Origin of the sequence: Kribbella jejuensis (assembly GCF_006715085.1) — a bacterium.
Lineage (GTDB): Bacteria > Actinomycetota > Actinomycetes > Propionibacteriales > Kribbellaceae > Kribbella > Kribbella jejuensis.
Window position 1 is genome coordinate 2,334,034 of sequence record NZ_VFMM01000001.1, and the last position, 18,100, is coordinate 2,352,133.

Here is an 18,100-nt window from a genome sequence, read left to right on the forward strand (position 1 = left end):
CCTCAGTACTTGAGCAGGTTGGCGTCGTCGACCGAGGCCGAACGACGGGTGCGGAAGATGGCCATGATGATCGCCAGCCCGATCACGACCTCGGCCGCGGCCACCACCATCACGAAGAAGGCGGCGATCTGACCGTCGAGGTTGCCGTGCTGGCGGGCGAAGCTCACGAAAGCGAGGTTGGTCGCGTTCAGCATCAGCTCGACGCACATGAAGACGACGATGGCGTTCCGGCGGACCAGCACGCCCAGAGCGCCGATACTGAACAGGATCGCCGCGAGCACGATGTAAGGCTCGGTGGTCACCGCTTTTCCTCCTCGTCGCGGAATCCGGTCAGGTCGGTGCTCTCCGCCTCACGCGGGTAGGGCTCGCCGAGGTCGAGTTCGCGGACCTCTTCGATGTCCGCGCGCTCCTCGGCTTCGGGGAACACGGTGCCACGTGCCTGCAGCACACGCGAAACCGAGGTCGGTGCGATCGACCCGTCCGGCAGCAGCGCCGGCGTGTCGACGGCGTTGTGCCGCGCGAGCACACCGGGCGTCGGCAGCGGGCCCGGGTGGATGCCCTGCTCGGCGTACTTGCGGATCCGCTCCTCGGCGAACTCACGCTGCGTCTTCTTCTTGGTCAGCCGCTCGCGGTGCGCCAGCATCATCGCGCCCATCGCCGCGGTGATCAGCAGCGCCGACGTGACCTCGAACGCGAACACGTACTTGCCGAACAGCAGCTGCGCGATGCCCTTCGGGTTGCCGTCCGGCTGCGCGTCGGCCAGGCCGGTCGGGTGCCCGTAGATCGCGTTGCCGACCGCGGCGATCAGCAGGATGCCGAAGCCCAGGAACGCGACCCCGGCCAGCAGCCGCTGCCCGCGGATGGTCTCGACCAGCGAGTCCGAGGCGTCGACGCCGACCAGCATCAGCACGAACAGGAACAGCATCAGGATCGCGCCGGTGTAGACGATGATCTGGACCGCGAACAGGAACGGCGCGTCCTGCGCGGCGTACTGCACCGCGAGGCAGATCATCACGGTGGCCAGCAGCAGCGCCGAGTGCACGGCCTTGCGGACCAGCACCATGCAGATCGCGGCCAGGATCATGATCGGCGCGAGCAGCCAGAACGCGACCTGCGGGCCGGTGACGAGGCCGATCATCGGTCGCCACCTCCCTGTACGGCGCTGTCCGGGTGCTTGGCCGCGCTCTGCGGTACGACGGCCGCACCGGTCAGACCGAGGTAGTAGTCCTTCTCGGTCTTGCCCAGCTGCATCTCGTGCGGCGGCTCCTGCATGCCCGGCAGCAGCGGCGCCAGCAGGTCCTTCTTCTCGTAGATGAGGGACTCGCGGCTGGTGTCGGCCAGCTCGTACTCGTTGGTCATGGTGAGCGCCCGGGTCGGGCAGGCCTCGATACACAGACCGCAGAGGATGCAGCGCAGGTAGTTGATCTGGTACACCCGGCCGTACCGCTCGCCCGGCGAGAACCGGTCGCCCTCGGTGTTCGACGCACCCTCGACGTAGATCGCGTCCGCGGGGCAGGCCCACGCGCACAGCTCACAGCCGACGCACTTCTCCAGCCCGTCCGGCCAGCGGTTCAGCTGGTGCCGGCCGTGGAAGCGTGGGGCGGTCGGCTTCTTCTCGAACGGGTACTGCTCGGTGAACACCTTCCGGAACATCGTCCGGAAGGTGACGCCGAATCCGGCTACCGGGTCCCAGAGGGACTCCTTGACACTAGCCACGGCTGCCTTCCTTGCTCTGGCTCGGAGTGTTGACGGCCATCGGTGGTGGCACCGGGAAGCCGCCGGCGAACGCGTCGAAGTCCTTGCTGTCGGCAACCTCGGGCTGTTCGGGCTTGGGCTTGGCCGGCACGAACATGCTGATCACCGCGAGCACCAGGACGATCGCGGCCGCGACCAGCAACGTGGTCCGGCTGAAGTTGGTCTCCCGGCCGACCGCGCGGACGGTGGCGACGAGCAGGATCCAGACCAGCGAGACCGGGATCAGGACCTTCCAGCCGAGCTTCATGAACTGGTCGTAGCGCAGTCGCGGCAGCGTTCCGCGCAGCCAGATGTAGAAGAAGATGAAGCACATCAGCTTGCCCATGAACCACAGCACCGGCCAGTAGCCGGAGTTCGCGCCGTCCCAGATCGAGATCGGCCACGGTGCCCGCCAGCCGCCGAGGAACAGCGTGGTGGCCAGCGCCGAGACGGTCGCCATGTTGATGTACTCGGCCAGGAAGAACATCGCGTACTTGATCGAGGAGTACTCGGTCAGGAAGCCCGCGACCAGCTCGCCCTCGGCCTCCGGGAGGTCGAACGGCGCCCGGTTGGTCTCGCCGACCATCGAGATCACGTAGATCACGAACGACGGGAACAACAGGAACCCGTACCACCCGGGCAGCGGGATCGACGCCCCGAACCAGTGCACGGTCTGGTGCCCCTGCGCGGCCACGATCTCCGAGGTGGACAGCGAGCCGGCGAACAGGAACACCGTGACCAGGGCCAGGCCCATCGCGACCTCGTAGGAGATCATCTGGGCGCTGGAGCGCAGACCGCCGAGCAGCGAGTACGTCGAGTTCGACGACCAGCCGCCGAGGACGATGCCGTAGATGCCGATCGAGGCGATCGCCATCACGTACAGCACCGAGACCGGCAGGTCGGTGAGCTGCAGCCGGGTGTAGGTGTCGGTCCAGGGGATCCGCACCGTCGGCCCGAACGGGATCACCGCGAAGGTCAGGAACGCGGGGATCGCGACGATCGCGGGCGCCAGTACGAAGACGACCTTGTCGACGCCCTTGGGCATCAGGTCTTCCTTCAGCATCAGCTTCACGCCGTCGGCCAGCGACTGCAGCAGACCGAACGGTCCGTGCACGTTCGGGCCGATCCGGTGCTGCATCCGCGCCACCACCCGGCGTTCCCACCAGATGTTGAACAGCGTCAGCAGGACCAGGAAGACGAAGATGAAGAGGACCTTGATCAGGATGACCCACCACGGGTCGTGTCCAACCCCGGCGTCCGGCACCGCGAGTGGGAGGCTCATGAGTTCCCTCCGGCGATCGTCACGATCGAGCCATGGTCTGCGTGCAGTGAACGGCGGACGTGGGAGTCGGCCGAGTTCGTCGGCAGCCAGACCACGTTGTCGGTCATCGGCGTGATCACGACCGGCAGCCGGATGCTCCCGGCGTCGGTGCTCACCGCCAGCTCGTCACCGTCGACGACACCGATCCGGCGCGCGGTGGTGACCGAGATCCGGGCGACCGGCTTGCGCGCGGTCGCGGTCAGGTGCGGCTCGCCGTCGCAGGCCCGGCTGTCGTCGATCAGCATCCGCCAGGTCGCCAGCCGGGTCGAGTCGAACGCGCCGAGCGCCGGACCGGCCTGGTACGTCGGCTCCTGCGCGCGGTCGCCGTCCCAGCGGCCGAGCTCGTCGAACTCCTGCTTGGCGCCCTCGGGAGTGCTGAAGCCGAGCGACTGCCCCATCTCCTGGGCCAGCGCGGCCAGCGCCCGGGTGTCCGGCATCGCGGTCGGCACCCGCAGCACCACCGGGAACGGCCGCTCGCGGCCCTCCCAGTTCACGAACGTGCCGGACTTCTCCACCGGCGGTACCACCGGGAAGACGACATCGGCGTACTCGGTGACCTGCGACTTGCGGATCTCGAAGCTGACCACGAACGGCACCGCGTCGAGCGCGGCCAGCGCCGCGGCCGGGTCGGGCAGGTCGTCGATCTCGACGCCCGCGACAACCAGCGCCTGCAGCGATCCGGCGTTCGCGATGGTCTCGGTCAGGTCCTTGCCCGGCCGGCCCGGGAGGTTGTCCACACCCCAGGCGGCCTGCAGGTCGACCCGCGCCTGCGGGTCGGTGACCAGGCGGCCACCCGGCAGCAGGCCCGGCAGACAGCCGGCCTCGAGCGCGGCCCGGTCACCCGCACGGCGCGGGATCCAGGCCAGCTGCGCACCGGAGTCCAGCGCCAGCCGGAGCGCGGCCGAGTACCCACCCGGGACGCTCGCGAGCCGCTCGCCGACGACGATGATCGAGTCCGGACCGAGCGCGGCCCGGGCGGCGGCCCCGGCCTCACCGGCGTTGCCGAGGTCGGACAGTACGGCGGCCTCGGTGCCCGGCGACGCCGGTACGACGACACCGTCGAGCTTCTCGACCCCACGCGACGCGTACGCCGCGACCGTGAACACCTTGGTGCCGTGTTTGCGCACGCCCTTGCGGACCCGCAGGAACACCGACGGAGCTTCCTCTTCCGGCTCGAACCCGGCGAACAGCACCGAGGCGGCCTGCTCCAGGTCCGTGAACGTCGTACCGAGACCGCTGCCGGCCACCGCGGCGGCCAGGAAGTCGGCCTCCTCGGCGGAGTGCGGCCGGGCCCGGAAGTCGATGTCGTTGGTGCCCAGCGCGACCCGGGCGAACTTCGAGTACGCGTAGGCGTCCTCGAGGGTCAGCCGGCCGCCGGTCAGTACCGCGGCGTTACCGCGGGCCGCCGTCAGCTTCTGCGCCGCGAAGGTCAGCGCCTCCGGCCAGGACGCCGGCCGCAGCTCGCCGTCCTCGCGGATCAGCGGGTGGGTCAGCCGGTCACCGGTTGAGGCGTACTGGAACGCGAACCGGTCCTTGTCGGAGATCCACTCCTCGTTGACCTGCGGGTCGTCGCCGGCCAGCCGGCGCATCACCTTGCCGCGCCGGTGGTCGACCCGGATCGCCGCACCGGACGAGTCGTGCTCGGCCACCGACGGCACCGAGACCAGGTCGAACGGCCGCGAGCGGAACCGGTACGCCGCGCTGGTCAGCGCGCCGACCGGGCAGATCTGGATCGTGTTGCCGGAGAAGTAGCTCTCGAAGGGCTCCTTCTCGTAGATGCCGACCTGCTGCAGCGCACCGCGCTCGATCAGCGCGATGAACGGGTCACCGGCGATCTGCTCGGAGAACCGGGTGCAGCGGGCGCACAGGATGCAGCGCTCGCGGTCCAGCAGCACCTCGGCGGAGATGTTGATCGGCTTGGGGTAGGTCCGCTTCACCTCGGTGAACCGGGACTCGCCGGCGCCGTTGCTCATCGCCTGGTTCTGCAGCGGGCACTCGCCGCCCTTGTCGCAGACCGGGCAGTCCAGCGGGTGGTTGATGAGCAGGAACTCCATCTGCCCGTGCTGCGCCTTGTCCGCCACCGGCGAGCTCACCTGGGTGCGGACCACCATGCCGTCGGCGACGGTGATCGTGCAGGAGGCCTGCGGCTTCGGCATGCCGCGGCCGTTCCCGGCGTCGGTGATCTCGACCAGGCACTGCCGGCAGGCGCCGACCGGGTCGAGCAGCGGGTGGTCGCAGAACCGCGGGATCTGCACCCCGATCTGCTCCGCGGCCCGGATCAGCAGGGTGTTCTTCGGAACCTTGACCTCGATGTCGTCGATGGTGACGGTCACCAGGTCGGTGCGCTCCACCTCCGAACCGGTGGCCGGCGGGTTCGCTTGGATCGTCATGCGCTAGCTCCAGCAGTCGCGAAGACAGTGCTTGCCATCGGGTCGAACGGGCAGCCGCCGTTCTCGAAGTGCGCCAGGTACTCGTCCTTGAAGTGCTGGATCGAGCTGGTGATCGGCGCGGTCGCGCCGTCGGCCAGGGCGCAGAACGAACGACCGGTGATGTTCTCGGACAGGTCGAGCAGGGTGTCCAGGTCCGCCGCGGACCCCTGGCCCTTCTCCAGCCGCTCGAGGATCTGCACCAGCCACCACGTGCCCTCACGGCACGGGGTGCACTTGCCGCAGGACTCGTGCTTGTAGAACTCGGTCCAGCGCAGCACCGAACGGACCACGCAGACGGTGTCGTCGAAGATCTGCAGCGCCTTGGTGCCGAGCATCGAGCCGACCGACCCGACGCCCTCGTAGTCCAGCGGTACGTCGAGGTGCTCGGCCGTCAGCAGCGGCGTCGAGGACCCGCCCGGCGTCCAGAACTTCAGCTCGTGGCCCGCCCGGACACCGCCGGCCAGGTCGATCAGCTCGCGCAGCGTGATGCCCATCGGCGCCTCGTACTGACCGGGGCGGGTGACGTGCCCGGACAGCGAGTACAGCGTCATGCCCTTGGACTTCTCGGTGCCCATCGAGGAGAACCAGTCGGCGCCGTTCTTGATGATCACGGGAACGGATGCGATCGACTCGACGTTGTTGATGACAGTGGGGCAGCCGTACAGACCGGCCACGGCCGGGAAGGGAGGACGCAGCCGGGGTTGACCACGACGACCTTCCAGCGAGTCCAGCAGCGCCGTCTCCTCACCGCAGATGTAGGCGCCGGCGCCGGCGTGCACGATCACGTCCAGGTCGTAGCCGCTGCCGAGGATGTTCGTGCCGATGTAGCCGGCGTCCTTGGCTTCCTGGACCGCCTGCTGCAGCCGGCGGATCACGTGCAGCACCTCACCGCGGACGTAGATGAACGCGACGGACGCGCGGATCGCGTAGGACGCGATCACGACGCCCTCGACCAGCGTGTGCGGCGAGGCCATCATCAGCGGGATGTCCTTGCAGGTGCCCGGCTCGGACTCGTCCGCGTTCACCACCAGGTACTTCGGCTTCGGGTTGTCCTGCGGGATGAACGACCACTTCATCCCGGTCGGGAAGCCCGCGCCACCACGGCCGCGCAGTCCCGAGTCCTTGACCGCGGCAACGACCTCCGCGGGCTGCATGGCGAGCGCCTTGCGGAGCGCGTCGTAACCGCCGTTGCGCTGGTACGACGACAGCTGCCAGGCGTTGATCTGGTCCCAGTTGTCGGACAGCACCGGGGTCAGCACAGACGTCATGGTCAGTCCTCCTTCCGGGTGTCTTCGCCGTTGACCGCCTGGGACTCCTTGCCCGGCTGGTCGGACGGTCGCGGACCGGCCGCGGCCTCCGGGGAGACCGTCGACTCGGCGGCGCGGCCGGTGTGGCCGGAGCCGTTGCCGGCCGGGGCGGACCAGTTGCGCTCGCGGGCCAGCCGGAGGCCGGCCAGCGAGGCCTTGCCACCGGTCGGGCCCTCGTCGGCGCGGCCGTCCGGGTATCCGGCGAGCACCCGCTCGGCCTCGCGCCAGGTGCAGATCGTCGCGCCGCGCGGCGACTTCACCTCGGCGCCCGCGCGCAGGTCGTCGACCAGCTGGGTCGCGGACTGCGGCGTCATGTCGTCGAAGAACTCCCAGTTGACCATCATCACCGGGGCGTAGTCGCAGGCCGCGTTGCACTCGAGGTGCTCGAGGGTGATCTTGCCGTCCTCGGTGGTCTCGTCGTTGCCGACGTCCAGGTGCTGCTTGAGCCGCTCGAAGATCAGGTCGCCGCCCATCACCGCGCACAGCGTGTTGGTGCAGACGCCGACGTGGTAGTCACCGACCGGGCGGCGCTTGTACATCGTGTAGAAGGTGGCGACCGCCGACACCTCGGCGCCGGTCAGCCCGAGCACGTCGGCGCACGCCTCGATGCCCTCCGGCGTCACCCGGCCCTCGACCGACTGCACCAGGTGCAGCATCGGCAGCAGCGCGGACCGGCCCTGCGGGTACCGTGCCGCGAGCTCGCGCATCTCCGCGATCGTGGTCTCGGTGATCGCCGAGTCGCCGGTGCTGTACGGCACGGTCTTGTCGGTACTCGTCGTGTGGTTCTCGGCCATTTAGCGGTCCACTCCACCCATCACCGGGTCAAGGCTGGCGACGGCGACGATCACGTCGGCGACCTGGCCGCCCTCGCACATGATCGGCATCGCCTGCAGGTTTGCGAAGGACGGGTCACGGAAGTGCACCCGGAACGGCTTGGTGCCGCCGTCGGAGACGACGTGCGCACCCATCTCGCCGCGCGGCGACTCGATCGCCACGTAGGCCTGGCCGGCCGGGACCCGGAAGCCCTCGGTGACCAGCTTGAAGTGGTGGATGAGCGCTTCCATCGACTCGCCCATGATGTGCTTGATGTGGTCGAGCGAGTTGCCCATCCCGTCGGCGCCGACCGCCAGCTGGCTCGGCCAGCCGATCTTCTTGTCGGCGACCATCACCGGCTGACCGTCCATCTTCTCCAGCCGGTCGGCGCACTGCTCGACGATCTTCAGCGACTCGTGCATCTCCTGCAGCCGGACCCGGAAGCGGCCGTAGGCGTCGGAGGAGTCCCAGGTCGGTACGTCGAAGTCGTACGTCTCGTAACCGCAGTACGGCTGGGTCTTGCGCAGGTCCAGCGCGTAGCCGGTGGAGCGCACCGTCGGGCCGGAGATGCCGAGCGCCATGCAGCCGGCCAGATCCAGGTAGCCGACGTTCTGCAGCCGCGCCTTGAAGATCGGGTTGGCGTTGCAGAGCTCGGCGTACTCCTTGAGGTGCCGGTTCATCCAGGTGATGTACTCGCGGATCTTGTCCAGCGCACCCGGCGGCAGGTCCTGCGCGACACCGCCCGGCCGGATGAACGCGTGGTTCATCCGCAGGCCGGTGATCAGCTCGAACAGGTCCAGGGTCTTCTCGCGCTCGCGGAAGCCGATCGTCATCACGGTCAGCGCACCGATCTCCATACCGCCGGTGGCGATACAGACCAGGTGGCTGCTGATCCGGTTGAGCTCCATCAGCAGCACCCGCATGACGTTGGCCTTCTCCGGGATCTGGTCCTCGATCCCGAGCAGCCGCTCGACCGACAGGCAGTACGCCGCCTCGTTGAAGAACGGCGACAGGTAGTCCATCCGGGTGCAGAACGTGACGCCCTGCGTCCAGGAGCGGAACTCCATGTTCTTCTCGATACCGGTGTGCAGGTAACCGATGCCGCAGCGGGCCTCGGTCACGTTCTCACCGTCGAGCTCGAGGATCAGCCGCAGTACGCCGTGCGTGGACGGGTGCTGCGGGCCCATGTTGACGACGACGCGCTCCTCCGGCTCCTCGCCGAGACCGGAGACGACCGAGTCCCAGTCCTGGCCGGTGACCGTGAAGACCTTGCCCTCGGTGGTGTCCCGAGTGGTCGCGTACGGATCTGTTGTGGTCATCAGTTGTACGACCTCCGCGTGTCGGGCGGCGGGATGACGGCGCCCTTGTACTCGACGTCGATGCCGCCGAGCGGGTAGTCCTTGCGCTGCGGGTGGCCCGGCCAGTCGTCGGGCATCAGGACCCGGGTCAGCGCCGGGTGACCGTCGAAGACGATGCCGAACATGTCCCAGGTCTCGCGCTCGTGCCAGTCGTTGGCCGGGTAGACCGAGACGATCGACGGGATGTGCGGGTCGGCGTCGGGCGCCGACACCTCCAGCCGGACCCGGCGGTTGTGCGTGATCGACAGGAAGTGGTACACGGCGTGCAGTTCGCGGCCGGTCTCGTGCGGGTAGTTGACCCCGCTGACCCCGGAGCAGAACTCGAACCGCAGCGCCTCGTCGTCGCGCAGGTGCTTGCACACCTCGACCAGGTTCTCGCGCTTGATGTGCAGGGTCAGCTCGCCACGGTCGACGACGACCTTCTCGATCGAGCCCTCCGCGGCCAGGCCTTCCAGCCGGTCCACCGCTGCGTCGAACCAGGAGCCGTACGGCCGCGGGGTCGCGCCGGGCAGCGCGACCTGGCGGCGCAGGCCGCCGAAGCCGGAGGTGTCACCGGTACCGCGGACACCGAACATGCCCTGGCGCTGGTCGATCACCTCGGCGCCCGGCGTCTGAGCGTCGCCGGCCGCGGAAGTCGCCGGAAGGTTCTCGGGCTGAGAATCACTCACCGGAGCAGCCCCTTCATCTCAATGGTCGGCGCGGCGGTCAGGGCCGCGGCCTCCTGCTCGGTCTGCAGCGCCTTCTTGTGCGCGCCGAGCTTCATGTGCTGGATCTGGTCGTGGATCTTCAGGAACGCGTCCAGCAGCATCTCCGGCCGCGGCGGGCAGCCCGGCAGGTACATGTCGACCGGGACCACGTGGTCCACGCCCTGCACGATCGCGTAGTTGTTGAACATGCCGCCGGACGACGCGCAGACGCCCATCGCCAGCACCCACTTCGGGCCGGGCATCTGGTCGTAGATCTGGCGCAGCACCGGAGCCATCTTCTGGCTCACCCGGCCGGCCACGATCATCAGGTCGGCCTGCCGCGGCGAGGCCCGGAAGACCTCCATACCGAACCGCGCGGCGTCGTAGCGCGGGGCGCCGGTGGTCATCATCTCGATGGCGCAGCAGGCCAGCCCGAAGGTTGCCGGCCACAACGAGGCCTTGCGCATGTAGCCGAGCAGTCCTTCGACGGTGCTCAGCAGTACGCCGGCCGGAAGCTGTTCCTCAAGACCCATGTCAGTCCCACTCCAGTCCGCCGCGGCGCCACACGTAGGTGTACGCGACGAAGACGGTGACGATGAAGATGACCATCTCGACCAGCCCGAACAGTGCCATCTGGTCGAAGGCGACCGCCCACGGGTAGAGGAAGATGATCTCGATGTCGAACACGATGAACAGCATCGCGGTGATGTAGTACTTCACCGGGAAGCGGCCACCGCCGACCGGCTGCGGGGTCGGTTCGATGCCGCACTCGTACGAGTCCAGCCTGGCCCGGTTGTACCGCTTCGGGCCGACCAGCGCACTCACGGTGATGCTGCCCGCCACGAAGAGCAGCGCGAGCACACCAAGAGCAAGAATCGGTGTGTAGGGGTGCATCGCTGCGTGCTCCCTCCTTCAGCCGGTGGTCTGTCTGTGTTTGTTCTTGTCTGTTGTTATCAGTACCGCTGTGGCGCAGTTCACTCGCCCCGCCGCTCAGGCGGCGGGAGCCAGCTTCGTGAGCCCGTTGATGATCTTGTCCATCACGTCCCCGTCCCGCGGGTCGGTGAGGTTGGCAAGCAACTTCAAGGTGAACTTCATCAGCGTGGTGCGCGGCAGACCGTACTTGGTGCACAGCCGCATCACCTCCGGATTTCCGATCAGCTTCACGAAGATCCGGCCGAGCGTGTAGTAGCCGCCGTACTCCTGCTTCAGCGCCTTCGGGTACGCCGAGAGCGCGCGCTCGCGCTGGTTCGGCTGCCGGCGCAGCGCCTGGGCGGCGACCTCGGCGGCGAACGCCCCGGACTCCATCGCGTACGGGATGCCCTCGCCGTTGAACGGGTTGACCATGCCGCCGGCGTCGCCGAGCAGCATCAGGCCGCGGGTGTAGTGCGGCTGCCGGTTGAAGCCCATCGGCAGTGCCGCGCCCCGGATCGGGATGGTCTGGAACTCGTCGCGGAACTGCCACTCCTCCGGCGTGTTCTTCAGCCAGGCCTTCAGCAGGTCGGCGTAGTCGACCTTGCCGAAGGCCTCGGAGGTGTTCAGGATGCCGAGGCCGACGTTGACGGTGCCGTCGCCCATCCCGAAGATCCAGCCGTACCCGGGCAGCAGCACCGTGCCGCCGGGCTGCTTCGGGTCGTCGGCCCACAGCTCCAGCCAGGACTCGAGGTAGTCGTCGTTGGTCCGCGGGCTGGTGAAGTACGTCCGGACGGCGACGCCCATCGGGCGGTCGTCGCGCTTGTGCAGGCCCATCGAGATGCTCAGCCGGGACGAGTTGCCGTCGGCCGCCATCACCAGTGGCGCCCGGAACTCGAGGTCGTCGCCGGCCCGCCGGCCGTTGTCGTCCACCGGCTTCGCGGTGACGCCGACGATGTGGCCGCGGTCGTCCAGGATCGGGCCGCTGACGTTGGTCCGCTCACGCAGCCGCGCTCCGGCCTTCACGGCCTGCCGGGCGAGCATGTCGTCGAAGTCCATCCGGTTGCGGGTCAGGCCGTAGTTCGGGTGGCTGGCCAGGTCCGGCCAGTCCAGCTGCAACTGGTGCCCGGCGCCCTGGATCCGGAGGCCGTAGTTGCGGATCCAGCCGGCCTCTTCGGAGATGTCGATGCCCATGTTGATCAGCTGCTTGGTGCCGCGCGGGGTCAGCCCGTCACCGCACACCTTCTCCCGCGGGAACGCGGTCTTCTCCAGCAGCAGCACGTCGAGACCGGCGTTCGCCAGGTGGTACGCGGCCGCCGATCCGGCGGGTCCGGCACCGACGACGATCACATCGGCGGTCTCCGCCTGCTGCCCGCTCGGCACGCTCTGGCTCATCTCTCCGGCCTGGATGTTCTTGGGGGGCGTGTGCGCTCGTGAACGACTTCACGAGCCCTCTTCACTCGACAGTCTAGGACTGCCTGACTCGGACACGAAACTCGCCCCAACCGCCTTGCAGACAAGCCAATTACGCATAATTTCCGTTGCGTAATTAAGTTGGCTTGACGGCCCGGTGGATGGCGACCAGACCGCCGGTCAGGTTGCGCCACTGGACCCGGGTCCAGCCTGCTTCCTCGATCGCCCGGGCCAGTGGTTCCTGCGGCAGCCAGGCGCGGGTCGACTCGGCCAGGTACTCGTACGCCTCGGGGTTCGTCGACACCACCTTCGCCACCGCCGGCACCGCGCGCATCATGTACTCCAGGTACACCACCCGGAACGGCTTCCAGGTCGGGTGCGACTGCTCGAGGACGACCAGCCGCCCGCCAGGCCGGGTGACCCGGAGCATCTCGGTGAGCGCGAGCGGTACGTCGTTCACGTTCCGCAGCGCCCAGGAGATCGTCACCACGTCGAACGTGCTGTCCGCGAACGGCAGCCGGAGCGCGTCGCCGGCGATCAGGTCCAGCTCGGGGTGCCGGCGCTTGCCGACCGTCAGCATGCCGACCGAGAAGTCGCAGGACACCACCTCGGCGCCCGCCTCACGCAGCTTGGTGCTCGACGCGCCGGTGCCGGCCGCCAGGTCGAGGATCTTCAGCCCCTTCCGCGGCGCGATCTCCTTGAACGTCTCCGGGCGCCAGTACAGCTTCTCCAGCCCCATCGTCGCGACCGCGTTGGTCCGGTCGTACCCCTCGGCGACGTTGTCGAACATCGCCGCCACGTCGTGCGGTTGTTTGCTGAGATCTGCGCGGGTCACCTGTCTAGTTCATCACGCGAGGCGGGGGTGGAAGGACGGGAGGCATACGCTTGCATCTCGTGAGTGCATCTCCAGGTAGCCGTGCGGCCCTCGCGACCCGAGGCCCCGCACCGCAGTTGGTGGTTCGCAGTCAACCGGTGGACGGGGTGTCGGCGCACCTGCTCGACCATCTGCCGGACGAGGGCGGGCTGGCGTGGGTCCGGCGTGGCGACGGTCACGTCGGCTGGGGCGTCGCCGCCCGGCTGGACGTTGCCGGGAGCAACCGGTTCGAGAAGGCCGCGCGCTGGTGGCAGGAACTCGTCGGCGCCGCGGTGGTCCGCGACGAGATCGGCGTACCGGGCTCCGGGCTGGTCTGCTTCGGATCGTTCGGCTTCACCGATTCCGACCCCAGTGAGCTGGTCGTACCGGAAGTGATCGTCGGCCGTCGCGCCGGCACCACCTGGGTGACCACGATCTCCCCGGCGAGCTCGCTGGCCGCGCCGCCGGAGCTGGAGCTGCACGAGCCGTCGCCGGTGTACGACGTGACGTTCGCCGACGGCGCCCGGACCGGGACGGACTGGTCGAGCATCGTCGCGGACGCGGTCCGCCGGATCACCGCGGGCGACCTGGACAAGGTGGTACTGGCCCGCGACCTGATCGCGATCGCGGAGCAGCCGATCGACCTGCGCTGGCCGCTGCACCGGCTCGCGACGGCGTACCCGAACTGCTGGACGTTCTCCGTCGACGGGCTGATCGGCGCGACCCCGGAACTGCTCGTCCGCCGGGAGAAGGGCCTGATCACGTCCCGCGTGCTCGCCGGGACGATCCGCCGTACCGGAGACGACGCGCACGACCTGGCGCTGGCCGCGTCGCTGGCGCGGTCCTCGAAGGACCTCGAGGAGCACGAGTTCGCGGTCCGCTCGGTCGCCGACGCGCTCGAGCCGCACTGCTCGTCGATGAACGTCCCGGAGACCCCGTTCGTGCTGCACCTGCCGAACGTGATGCACCTGGCCACCGACGTCGCCGGTGTCGCGAACAACGGCGCCTCCGCACTCGGCCTGGCCGCTGCGCTGCACCCGTCCGCTGCCGTCTGCGGTACGCCGACCCCGGTCGCGCGGGACCTGATCGGCGAGATCGAGGGCATGCAGCGGGGCCGGTTCAGCGGACCGGTCGGCTGGATGGACGCCGCGGGCGACGGCGAGTGGTGCATCGCACTCCGCTGCGGCCAGGCCGACCCGGACGACACCCGCCGGATGCGGCTGTTCGCGGGCGCCGGCATCGTGGCGGGCTCCAACCCCGACGCCGAACTGGCCGAAACCAACGCCAAGCTGGTCCCGATGCGAGACGCTCTAGGAGATTGAGTTGAAGCTCACGAAGTTCGCACATGCCTGTGTCCGGTTGGAGAAGGACGGCAAGGTACTGCTGATCGACCCGGGCGTGTTCTCCGAGAGCGCGGCCTTCGAGCAGGCGGACGCGGTCCTGATCACCCACGAGCACCCCGACCACGTCGACGCCGAGCGACTGAAGAGGCTGCAGGCACCGATCTTCACCACGGCGGGCGTCGCGGCCGGGCTCGATGACGAGCGGGTCACGGTGGTGGCGGACGGACAGTCGTTCGAGGCGGCCGGCTTCACGGTCCGGGCGTACGGCAAGGACCACGCGGTGATCCTGCCGGAGCTCGGCGTACCGTGCGAGAACATCGGCTTGCTGATCGAGGACGCCGTCTACCACCCGGGCGACTCGTTCACCCAGCCGGACCGCGAGGTGCACACCAACCTGGTCCCGATCTCCGGCCCGTGGTTCTCGCTGCCGTCGGCCGTCGAGTACGCCCGCTCCGTCAAGGCACAGCAAACGGTGGGCATCCACAACGCCCTGCTCAGCGACGTCGGCCTCGGCATGATGCAACGCTGGATCGGCGAGGCCGGTGGCCGCCCGTACCACGGCCTGACCCCGGGTCAGTCGATCGAGCTCAGCTGAACTCGACGTCGACGAAGTCGGCCACCGGGCGGTAGCCCGCCTGGTGGTAGATCTTGTTGGAGGTCGGGTTGGCCAGGTCGGTGTAGAGGCAGGCCTGGTTGCCGCTGGCAAGGATGTTGGCGCTGACCTGGCTGGTCAGGGCGCCGGCGTACCCGTGCCGCCGGTGCTCGGGCGGCGTGTAGACCGGGCCGACGCGGCAGACGCCGTACAGCGGCAGGTGGTAGCCGACCATGCTGACCGGTTCGCCGTCGACCTCCCAGATCCACAGCGTGCCCTGCTCCAGGTGCCGCTCGGCCCACTCGCGGTTGTGGGTCGCGACCTCGTCGGCGACCTCGGCGGCGAAGCCGTCCGCCCAGGCGGCGACCAGGCCGACGTCGTCCACACGCATCAGCCGGGCGGTGCCGTCCGCCTGGAGCAGCGTGAGCTCGATCAGCTTGTGCAAGCGGGTGCCACGCGTCTCGATCGCCTCGCCGCCGCGCAGCTCGCACCACCGCCGCCCGAACCGCATCGCCGCGGGCCGATCACCCGCCACCCCCTTGAGATCCGGCAGTACCGCGGCATACGCGTCGGCGATCGGCTCAGCAAGATCCTCCCGGAGTGCACCGACGTACACCCCGCGCCCCGGCGTCCGCATGGCCACCCCTACGACGTCCGGGTCGTGCACGGACACGAAGTACGACGGTTCGTCCTCAGCACCCGCCGTACCGGTGGCGCGTTCGTGGACGTTGCTCATGATGATCGTGTGCAGCACCGGATCCTGTTGCAGGAAAGGGAAAACCGTCTGCTCGAAGGCCTGCGGATCGCTCGTCACCCGGACATCCATGCAGCGGAGCGTACGCCTGACCGCCCCGAACGGTCGCCCGGATTTACACTGCGACCATGTCCACCACGCGGTTGCTGCTGCTCGGGGTCGTGCGGATCTTCCAGCCGGCGTACGGGTACCAGCTGCGCCGCGAGCTGCTCACCTGGAACGTGCAGGACTGGGCCAACATCAATCCCGGCTCGATCTACACCGGTCTGCGGACGCTGGCCAAGCACGGGTACCTGCAGGAGCTGGAGCAGGACGGCGCGCACCGGCCCGGGCGTACGTCGTACAAGCTGACCACGGACGGCGAGACGGAGTACTTCTCGCTGCTGCGCGGCATGTTGTGGACCGTCGACGGGTTCCACCCGGACAAGATGCAGGCCACGATCAGCTTCATGTGGTCGCTGCGCCGCGACGAGGTGATCGCCGCGCTCGAGGCACGGATCACGCAGCTGGAGTCGTGGCTGAAGTCCGAGCCGTTCTCCGAGCGGCAGATCCTGGAGGACCCTGGTACGCCGAACCACGTGGTCGAGATGTTCCGGATCACCACCGCGCGCGACAGCGGCGAGCTGCAGTGGACGCGGGATTTCCTGGGCCGAATCCGGAACGGCGACTACTCCTTCGCCGGCGAACCCGCCGACTGGACGCCCTACCCGGGCATGGTCACGCACTGGGGGGAGATCCCCGACCCGCCCCCGAGAACTTCCTGATCTCGTCCTGAACCGACATAATCAAGATTGACTAGTCAATCTTGAGTAGTCACACTGACTCGCATGATGATCGAAGCGCGCGGGCTGGTGCGGACGTTCAAGACGAAGCGGGGGGCGGTCCAGGCCGTCCAGGGGGTTGATCTCGATGTGGCCGACGGCGAGATCGTCGGCTTCCTGGGCCCGAACGGGGCCGGCAAGACCACGACGATGCGGATGCTCGCGACGCTTATCAAGCCGACCAGCGGGACCGCGACGGTCGCCGGGTGCGATCTCGCGAAGGACCCGGTCGGCGTCCGCCGCGGCATCGGGTACGTGCCGCAGAGCGGCTCCACGCTGCCCGAGGCGGTGGCCGGCGACGAGGTGGTCGACCACGCCCGGCTGTACGGCGTGCCGAAGGCGAAAGCGGCCGCGGACGGTCAGCGCCTGTTCGAGGAGCTGGACCTGCCCGGGCTGTGGCGCCGGCAGTGCAAGACCCTGTCCGGCGGGCAGCGCCGGCGACTGGACATCGTGATGGGCCTGATCCACGATCCGAAGCTGATCTTCCTGGACGAGCCAACCACCGGCCTCGACCCGCAGGCCCGGGCGAACCTCTGGGAGCACATCCGCGGCCTGCGGGACCGCGGCGCGACGATCTTCCTGACCACGCACTACCTGGACGAGGCGGACGCGCTGTGTGACCGGATCCTGGTCATCGACCACGGCCGGATCGTTGCCTCCGGCACGCCGGAGAACCTCAAGCAGCAAGTTTCCGGCGACGCTGTCCGGCTCAGTCTCGCGGAGGCCGCGCAGGCGCCGGCGGTGATGAAGATCGTCCGCGAGCTCGACGGTGCCGTCGAGGTGGAGGCCGACGACGACGTGGTCGGGTTCCGGATCCCGCGCGGCGGGTCGGTGCTGCCCGGCCTGCTCCGCTCGATCGATGCCCAGGGCATCGAGTTGCACGGGGTCGAGGTTCACCGGCCGACCCTGGACGACGTTTTCCTGACCATGACCGGTCGTTCGTTGCGCGACGAGGGCGCCACGCCCGAGGTGGAGAAGGAGTCTGCAGCATGACCGTCCTCCGTGAGACCTGGATCGTGTTCCACCGGGCGATGCGGTTGTCGCTGCGGAACCCGATGTGGTCGATCCTGATGCTCAGCCAGCCGCTGATGTACCTGTTCCTGTTCGGCCCGCTGCTCAAGCCGATCACCGCGCAGATCAGCCAGGGCCATGCCACCAACGCCTACCAGGTGTTCATCCCCGGCCTGATCGTGCAGCTCGGGATGTTCGGCGCGATGTTCGTCGGCTTCGGCCTGATCGCGGAGTACCGGGCCGGTGTCATCGAGGCGGACCGGGTCACCCCGGCCTCCCGGATCGCGCTGATGGCCGGGCGGGTACTGCGGGACGTCGTCGTGCTCGTCGTACAGTCCGTGCTCCTGCTGCTCGCCGCACTCCCCCTGGGGCTGCGGGCACCGTGGGGCGGCGTCCTGCTGTCGCTGGTGATCGTCGCGCTGCTCGGCGCCACGTTCGCCTCGCTGTCGTACTCGGTCGCGCTGATCACCAAGAGCGAGGACGCGCTGGCCCCGCTGCTGAACGGCATCGCCATGCCGCTCCTGCTGCTGTCCGGCATCCTCCTGCCGATGCAGATCGGCCCGAAGTGGCTGCAGCACCTGTCCGACATCAGCCCGCTCAAGCACGTGGTCAACGGCGTCCGCGCCCTGTTCCGCGGCGACATCAGCAGCTCGGCCTCGCTCTGGGGTCTGTTCTGGGTGGTCCTGCTCACCGTCATCGGCCTGACTGTCGGCGCACGGACCTTCCGGAAGGAATCTGCTTAGTGTTCATCGCGGT

General features: G+C 68.8%; 19 protein-coding genes. 5 read left to right on the plus strand and 14 right to left on the minus strand.

Features of this window, described 5'->3' with window-relative positions; all coding sequences use genetic code 11:
• Window positions 1–2: 2 nt before the first annotated feature.
• The 13 genes from nuoK to FB475_RS11490 all read right to left on the minus strand — a co-directional run bounded on the left by nuoK (window position 3) and on the right by FB475_RS11490 (window position 12,805).
• On the minus strand, window positions 3–302 hold the full coding sequence (nuoK, locus tag FB475_RS11430) for an NADH-quinone oxidoreductase subunit NuoK (RefSeq protein ID WP_130384807.1): 300 nt from the start codon (window positions 300–302) through the stop codon (window positions 3–5).
• Complete coding sequence (locus tag FB475_RS11435) at window positions 299–1,138, minus strand: NADH-quinone oxidoreductase subunit J (RefSeq protein ID WP_141855153.1); 840 nt, start codon at window positions 1,136–1,138, stop codon at window positions 299–301. The genes nuoK and FB475_RS11435 overlap by 4 nt, the downstream gene beginning before the upstream one ends.
• Window positions 1,135–1,716 (minus strand): NADH-quinone oxidoreductase subunit NuoI, encoded by a 582-nt coding sequence (nuoI, locus tag FB475_RS11440; protein ID WP_141855155.1) that lies wholly within the window; start codon window positions 1,714–1,716, stop codon window positions 1,135–1,137. The genes FB475_RS11435 and nuoI overlap by 4 nt, the downstream gene beginning before the upstream one ends.
• Window positions 1,709–3,016, minus strand: coding sequence for an NADH-quinone oxidoreductase subunit NuoH (nuoH, locus tag FB475_RS11445; RefSeq protein ID WP_141855157.1), 1,308 nt, complete (start codon window positions 3,014–3,016; stop codon window positions 1,709–1,711). Before nuoH ends, nuoI begins: the two co-directional genes overlap by 8 nt.
• Entirely contained in the window at window positions 3,013–5,445 is a 2,433-nt protein-coding gene (locus FB475_RS11450; protein WP_141855159.1) for an NADH-quinone oxidoreductase subunit G, read from the minus strand. Before FB475_RS11450 ends, nuoH begins: the two co-directional genes overlap by 4 nt.
• Window positions 5,442–6,752, minus strand: a complete 1,311-nt coding sequence (nuoF, locus tag FB475_RS11455; protein ID WP_141855161.1) for an NADH-quinone oxidoreductase subunit NuoF — start codon at window positions 6,750–6,752, stop codon at window positions 5,442–5,444. Before nuoF ends, FB475_RS11450 begins: the two co-directional genes overlap by 4 nt.
• Before the next feature lie 2 nt (window positions 6,753–6,754).
• Complete coding sequence (nuoE, locus tag FB475_RS11460) at window positions 6,755–7,585, minus strand: NADH-quinone oxidoreductase subunit NuoE (RefSeq protein ID WP_185759211.1); 831 nt, start codon at window positions 7,583–7,585, stop codon at window positions 6,755–6,757.
• Entirely contained in the window at window positions 7,586–8,923 is a 1,338-nt protein-coding gene (locus FB475_RS11465) for an NADH-quinone oxidoreductase subunit D (protein WP_141855163.1), read from the minus strand.
• A complete protein-coding gene (locus tag FB475_RS11470; RefSeq protein WP_141855165.1) occupies window positions 8,923–9,630 on the minus strand; it encodes an NADH-quinone oxidoreductase subunit C in 708 nt (235 codons plus the stop codon). Before FB475_RS11470 ends, FB475_RS11465 begins: the two co-directional genes overlap by 1 nt.
• Window positions 9,627–10,181, minus strand: coding sequence for a NuoB/complex I 20 kDa subunit family protein (locus tag FB475_RS11475; protein WP_131286677.1), 555 nt, complete (start codon window positions 10,179–10,181; stop codon window positions 9,627–9,629). Before FB475_RS11475 ends, FB475_RS11470 begins: the two co-directional genes overlap by 4 nt.
• Before the next feature lies 1 nt (window position 10,182).
• Window positions 10,183–10,542 carry an NADH-quinone oxidoreductase subunit A gene (locus tag FB475_RS11480; RefSeq protein ID WP_141855168.1) on the minus strand — a complete coding sequence of 120 codons (360 nt, stop codon included), beginning with the start codon at window positions 10,540–10,542 and terminating at the stop codon, window positions 10,183–10,185.
• A gap of 96 nt (window positions 10,543–10,638) precedes the next feature.
• On the minus strand, window positions 10,639–11,952 hold the full coding sequence (locus FB475_RS11485) for a geranylgeranyl reductase family protein (RefSeq protein WP_141855170.1): 1,314 nt from the start codon (window positions 11,950–11,952) through the stop codon (window positions 10,639–10,641).
• 154 nt (window positions 11,953–12,106) lie between these two features.
• Window positions 12,107–12,805, minus strand: coding sequence for a demethylmenaquinone methyltransferase (locus FB475_RS11490; RefSeq protein WP_141855172.1), 699 nt, complete (start codon window positions 12,803–12,805; stop codon window positions 12,107–12,109).
• Between the two features lie 59 nt (window positions 12,806–12,864).
• Here FB475_RS11490 and FB475_RS11495 point away from each other — a divergent pair, with 59 nt between their 5' ends.
• A complete protein-coding gene (locus FB475_RS11495) occupies window positions 12,865–14,145 on the plus strand; it encodes an isochorismate synthase (RefSeq protein ID WP_141855174.1) in 1,281 nt (426 codons plus the stop codon).
• Between the two features lies 1 nt (window position 14,146).
• Window positions 14,147–14,761 (plus strand): MBL fold metallo-hydrolase, encoded by a 615-nt coding sequence (locus tag FB475_RS11500; protein ID WP_141855176.1) that lies wholly within the window; start codon window positions 14,147–14,149, stop codon window positions 14,759–14,761.
• Here FB475_RS11500 and FB475_RS11505 read toward each other — a convergent pair.
• Window positions 14,754–15,584, minus strand: a complete 831-nt coding sequence (locus FB475_RS11505; protein WP_141855178.1) for a GNAT family N-acetyltransferase — start codon at window positions 15,582–15,584, stop codon at window positions 14,754–14,756. The genes FB475_RS11500 and FB475_RS11505 overlap by 8 nt on opposite strands.
• Window positions 15,585–15,640: 56 nt before the next feature.
• On the opposite strand from FB475_RS11505, the gene FB475_RS11510 reads away from it, so the two are divergent.
• The 3 genes from FB475_RS11510 (at window position 15,641) to FB475_RS11520 (ending at window position 18,087) form a co-directional block, all read left to right on the plus strand.
• On the plus strand, window positions 15,641–16,276 hold the full coding sequence (locus FB475_RS11510) for a PadR family transcriptional regulator (protein WP_141855180.1): 636 nt from the start codon (window positions 15,641–15,643) through the stop codon (window positions 16,274–16,276).
• A gap of 63 nt (window positions 16,277–16,339) precedes the next feature.
• A complete protein-coding gene (locus FB475_RS11515; RefSeq protein ID WP_202878305.1) occupies window positions 16,340–17,326 on the plus strand; it encodes an ATP-binding cassette domain-containing protein in 987 nt (328 codons plus the stop codon).
• Window positions 17,323–18,087, plus strand: a complete 765-nt coding sequence (locus FB475_RS11520) for an ABC transporter permease (protein WP_141855182.1) — start codon at window positions 17,323–17,325, stop codon at window positions 18,085–18,087. The genes FB475_RS11515 and FB475_RS11520 overlap by 4 nt, the downstream gene beginning before the upstream one ends.
• Window positions 18,088–18,100 lie beyond the last annotated feature (13 nt).

Excerpts from the sequence above, each read along its gene's own strand:
- FB475_RS11450 (WP_141855159.1), bottom strand. The coding sequence starts at position 5,445 with ATGACGATCCAAGCGAACCCGCCGGCCACCGGTTCGGAGGTGGAGCGC.
- FB475_RS11465 (WP_141855163.1), bottom strand. The coding sequence starts at position 8,923 with ATGACCACAACAGATCCGTACGCGACCACTCGGGACACCACCGAGGGC.
- FB475_RS11435 (WP_141855153.1), bottom strand. The coding sequence starts at position 1,138 with ATGATCGGCCTCGTCACCGGCCCGCAGGTCGCGTTCTGGCTGCTCGCG.
- FB475_RS11505 (WP_141855178.1), bottom strand. The coding sequence starts at position 15,584 with ATGGATGTCCGGGTGACGAGCGATCCGCAGGCCTTCGAGCAGACGGTT.
- FB475_RS11480 (WP_141855168.1), bottom strand. The coding sequence starts at position 10,542 with ATGCACCCCTACACACCGATTCTTGCTCTTGGTGTGCTCGCGCTGCTC.
- nuoE (WP_185759211.1), bottom strand. The coding sequence starts at position 7,585 with ATGGCCGAGAACCACACGACGAGTACCGACAAGACCGTGCCGTACAGC.
- nuoF (WP_141855161.1), bottom strand. The coding sequence starts at position 6,752 with ATGACGTCTGTGCTGACCCCGGTGCTGTCCGACAACTGGGACCAGATC.
- FB475_RS11515 (WP_202878305.1), top strand. The coding sequence starts at position 16,340 with ATGATGATCGAAGCGCGCGGGCTGGTGCGGACGTTCAAGACGAAGCGG.
- FB475_RS11485 (WP_141855170.1), bottom strand. The coding sequence starts at position 11,952 with ATGAGCCAGAGCGTGCCGAGCGGGCAGCAGGCGGAGACCGCCGATGTG.
- FB475_RS11510 (WP_141855180.1), top strand. The coding sequence starts at position 15,641 with ATGTCCACCACGCGGTTGCTGCTGCTCGGGGTCGTGCGGATCTTCCAG.
- FB475_RS11475 (WP_131286677.1), bottom strand. The coding sequence starts at position 10,181 with ATGGGTCTTGAGGAACAGCTTCCGGCCGGCGTACTGCTGAGCACCGTC.
- FB475_RS11520 (WP_141855182.1), top strand. The coding sequence starts at position 17,323 with ATGACCGTCCTCCGTGAGACCTGGATCGTGTTCCACCGGGCGATGCGG.
- nuoH (WP_141855157.1), bottom strand. The coding sequence starts at position 3,016 with ATGAGCCTCCCACTCGCGGTGCCGGACGCCGGGGTTGGACACGACCCG.